At 29.7% G+C, this 1,481-nt stretch carries 2 protein-coding genes; one reads left to right on the forward strand and one right to left on the reverse strand.

All coding sequences use genetic code 11. From position 1 onward, the window contains the following. Nucleotides 1–118 precede the first annotated feature (118 nt). On the forward strand, nt 119–331 hold the full coding sequence (locus J5G60_RS18270; protein WP_179977360.1) for a DUF3006 domain-containing protein: 213 nt from the start codon (nt 119–121) through the stop codon (nt 329–331). 70 nt (nt 332–401) lie between these two features. Here the strand turns inward: J5G60_RS18270 and J5G60_RS18275 are convergent, their stop codons facing one another. Further along, a complete protein-coding gene (locus J5G60_RS18275) occupies nt 402–1,259 on the reverse strand; it encodes a YitT family protein (RefSeq protein WP_150358815.1) in 858 nt (285 codons plus the stop codon). Nucleotides 1,260–1,481 lie beyond the last annotated feature (222 nt).

The raw sequence follows: 1,481 nt of genomic DNA on the forward strand, positions 1-1,481 counted from the left end.
ATATATTAATTGATAAAAGAAATATATTCTAGTTACAGTATCAATTATATAATATTTGATATTTGACATATTTATGCTGAAAAGATTGGTTAAATTTTAGGAGGTGGAAGATTTAAAAATGAGAGTTATAATAGACAGGTTTGAAGGACCCTATGCCGTTTGTGAAAAAGAGGATAAGACCATGATTGATATAAAGAGAATAAATTTACCTAAAAATGTAAAAGAAGGCTGTGTACTCGACGTATGTAAAGATAAAATAACTGTAAACATAGAGGAAACTGAAAAAAGGAAAAAGAAAATTGATTCTTTGACTGAAGATATCTGGAACTAGAGTTTCTTAATATACAATTAGCAGATACGAAAAATATACTTTTTACGTATTTGCTAATTGGTATCTTATGTTAATGTATTGATTTTTTCTTATAACTCTTTCCCGAAACCTCAACGTTGCCAATGGTCATAAGTGCAGTGGGATCGAAACCATAAACTATTGATTTTAATTTAGCTATTTCAAGACGGGATACTATTACATATATTACATTGGTCGGAGTACTGGTATAACCACCTTTACCATCTAAAAGCGTAGCACCTCTTCCCAGCCTTGCCAAAATTGCTTCAGTTATATCTTCATATTTGTCTGAAATTATAAGCACAGCTTTTGATTCATCAAGTCCTTCTACAGTTATATCAATTACTTTAAAAGCTATAAAATAAGTTACAAGCGAATACATAGCCCTGTCCCATCCAAATACAAGGCCGGCACTGCTCAGTATAAATACATTGAAAAACATAACTATTTCACCTATAGAAAAACCTGTTCTCTTGTCCAAAATTATAGCTATGATTTCGGTACCATCTGAAGAACCTCCATTTCTTATTATCAATCCAATTCCAACTCCAAGTATTATTCCACCAAAAACCGAAGCCAGGAGAGTATCATTTGTAAAACCAGGAATTGGTTTAAGAATAGATACCATAATTGACAGGGATGTTACGGAAAATAAAGTTGAAAGGGTGAAAGTTTTTCCAATGTGTTTATATCCTACTAACAGGAAAGGTATATTTAATGCAAATATAAATAGTCCAAGAGGTAATTTTGTAAGATAACTGGATATAATAGATATACCGGTAACACCACCATCTATTACATTATTAGGAATTAAAAATAATTCCAGAGCTACAGAAGCTAGAGTAGCTCCTACAAACATGAAAGCAAATTTGCTCATTATCTTAAATATTTTATATTGTTTTTTTGACATTGAATCACATCCTTTATGTGGATTTTATATTGTTTAATATTCATATGAAAAATGAAATGCTTTTACAGAAATATAAAAACAGATGATAAAAATATGAAATTTGTAGACAGAAAGTATGTTATTTGTAATATGTAATAACATAAACTTTATTAATTTATGAAAATACACAATACCTATATGATGTCTCTTATAAACATCTACGATCCAACGAGACAGTACTAT

Origin of the sequence: Clostridium sp. HV4-5-A1G (assembly GCF_900184915.1) — a bacterium.
In the GTDB taxonomy this organism is placed as follows: domain Bacteria; phylum Bacillota; class Clostridia; order Clostridiales; family Clostridiaceae; genus Clostridium_B; species Clostridium_B aromativorans.

Excerpts from the sequence above, each read along its gene's own strand:
- J5G60_RS18275 (WP_150358815.1), bottom strand. The coding sequence starts at position 1,259 with ATGTCAAAAAAACAATATAAAATATTTAAGATAATGAGCAAATTTGCT.
- J5G60_RS18270 (WP_179977360.1), top strand. The coding sequence starts at position 119 with ATGAGAGTTATAATAGACAGGTTTGAAGGACCCTATGCCGTTTGTGAA.